Source organism: Sphingobium sp. 3R8, from assembly GCF_020166615.1.
GTDB classification, from domain to species: Bacteria; Pseudomonadota; Alphaproteobacteria; order Sphingomonadales; family Sphingomonadaceae; genus Sphingobium; species Sphingobium bisphenolicum.
This window is the reverse complement of record NZ_JAIQXR010000052.1, coordinates 1-2,515: the sequence shown is the minus strand read 5'-3', so window position 1 is coordinate 2,515 and position 2,515 is coordinate 1. Positions and strand designations below refer to the sequence as shown.

General features: G+C 60.4%; 1 protein-coding gene and 2 pseudogenes. All 3 read left to right on the top strand.

The genetic code is table 11. The features are described from left to right. Positions 1–66: 66 nt before the first annotated feature. Positions 67–1,007 (top strand): annotated as a pseudogene (locus K9B33_RS22840) (IS3 family transposase); the annotation flags it as partial. 200 nt (positions 1,008–1,207) lie between these two features. Next, a complete protein-coding gene (locus tag K9B33_RS22835) occupies positions 1,208–2,275 on the top strand; it encodes an IS110 family transposase (RefSeq protein ID WP_224551409.1) in 1,068 nt (355 codons plus the stop codon). A 16-nt stretch (positions 2,276–2,291) separates the two neighbouring features. Continuing rightward, positions 2,292–2,477: pseudogene (locus K9B33_RS22830) on the top strand (IS3 family transposase); the annotation flags it as partial. Positions 2,478–2,515: the final 38 nt, after the last annotated feature.

Below are 2,515 nucleotides of genomic sequence, written 5' to 3'. Positions count from 1 at the left end.
CTGGACTTGTAACGGTTTTGTGCCGGTCACCTGAGCGATTAGAGCTCGCAACAGGAGACCGACGAGATGATCAAGCATACAGAAGAGTTCAAGCAGGAGGCGGTGCGGATTGCGCTGACCAGCGGCTTGCCGCGCGACCGGGTCGCATCGGATTTGGGAATAGGGAAGTCGACGCTGGGCAAGTGGGTTTCACAGTATCGGCCATCTGACTTGGTGGCAGCGCCGCAGGCAGATTTGGCGCGTGAGAATGAACGCCTTCGCCTTGAGAACCGTGTGCTGCGGGAGGAGAGGGAAGTGCTAAAAAAGGCCACGCAGTTCTTCGCGAGCCAAAGGCCGTGAAGTTCGCGTTTGTGCACAGCTGGCGGCATCGTTGGCCCGTTGAACTGCTCTGCCGTGTCATGCTTGTCAGCGAGCGCGGTTATCGTTCCTGGCGATCACGACCGATCAGTCGGCGTGAGCGGACGGACATGACAGTGCTGGCCCATATCAGGGAACAGTACAGCCTCAGCCTTGGCAGCTATGGTCGTCCGAGGATGACCATGGAACTCAAAGAGGTTGGGCTCGACGTTGGCGAGCGCCGGGTCGGGCGGCTGATGAAGATCAACGGGATCAAGCCGGTCCGCACGCGCAAGCACAAGGTCACGACCGATAGCCACCATCACTTGGGTGTCGCAGCGAACTGGCTGGACGGCGACTTCGCCGCCGATGCGCCCAACCGTAAGTGGGCGGGCGACATCACCTATATCTGGACCTCAGAGGGCTGGCTCTACCTTGCCGTCATTCTCGACCTGCATAGCCGGCGTGTCGTGGGTTGGGCTGTCAGTGACAGGATGAAAAAAGACCTGGCGATCAGGGCGCTGGATATAGCGGTGCGCCTGCGCCAGCCTCCCGACGGCTGCCTTTTCCATTCGGATCGCGGCAGCCAATATTGTTCTTACGATTATCAGAAGAAGCTGCAGGCCTATGGCCTGCGCCCATCAATGAGCGGCAAGGGAAATTGTTACGACTGTGAGAAGGTGCATGTAGTCTGGGAGATCTGACCCGTGCTTACGACTGACCACGTGTCATCGCGTTGATCTGTCGGCCCCCCAGGCTGCACCCGGGGCGTCGCGAGACGTGACTTGATAGGAGCCTGAGGGAGTGCCGTCCCGTCACAGTCCTGTCCGCTCGCGAAGCGCTTCGGGTTCCACCTGCCTGGAGGACCCGTATGCATGTTATCACATCTGACGCCGTGGTCATCGGTGTCGACACTCATAAAGATGTTCACGTCGCCGTCGCTATCAATGGACTGGGCGCCCGGCTTGCCACCGCCTCCTTCCCAGTAACGAGCAAAGGCTATCGCCAGATGGCGGCCTGGGCAGCTGAGCACGGGACCGTGCATGCGTTCGGCATCGAAGGGACTGGCTCCTATGGTGCCGGTCTCACACGAGCGCTGACGGCGATGGGCTTGCGTGTCATCGAGGTCGGCCGGGTCAACCGGCAGCTACGACGTCGGCATGGCAAGACCGATACCGTGGATGCCGAGTCCGCCGCACGGGCCGTTCTTGCGGGTGACGCTGACGGTGAACCCAAGGTCGGTGATGGCACCGTCGAAATGATCCGCCATATCAAGATCGCCCGCGACACCGCGCTCAAGGCTCGAACACAAGCCATGGTCACGCTCAAAACGCTGCTGGTGAATGCACCGCAGCCTTTGCGCGAGCGGTTCATCGGTATCACCGGCAAGATGACGCTTATCCGCGCGATCGCAGCGCTGCGCCCAGGCGCTCCGGCCTCCACCACCGCATCGGCAAAGATGGCGTTGCGCGCATTGGCGAACCGATGGCTAATGCTGGACACCGAAATCAAGGAGCACGAAGCAGTCCTCGAGCAGTTGGTGCGTGCCCAGGCACCGGCACTGATGGATGCGCCAGGTGTGTCGACCGGAACCATTGCCGACATGCTCGTGGTACTCGGTGATAATCCCCAGCGGATCCGGTCGGAGGCCGCGTTTGCTAAACTTTGCGGTGTGTGCCCAGTGCCGGCATCGAGTGGCAAGACCAACCGTCATCGACTTAACCGCGGCGGCAACCGACGGGCGAATGCGGCTCTCTACCGCGTCGCGCTCGTTCGCATGCGTCACCATCTGCCGACCCGCGAATACATCCAGCGCCGAACCGCCGAAGGCAAGTCTCCTCGCGAAATCCGGCGGTGCCTGAAGCGGTACATTGCCCGCGAAATCTACCAGCACCTCTGTACCGAACATCCGGCAACAACATCCGCGAAAAGCTCTTGACCGACATAGGAGCATCAATGCCTCTGTCGAGACCTTCTTCAAATCCCTGAAGGCAGAACTCATCTGGCGGCAGAGCTGGCCGACGCGGCGTCAGGCAGAAGCCGCCATCTTTCAGTACATCAATGGGTTCTATAACACCCGTCGCCGACATTCATATCTGGGCGGCATCAGCCCGCTCGCGTTCGAAGCCAAGGTGGCTTAATGAAATAGGTGACCGGCACAAAACCGTTACAAGTCCAG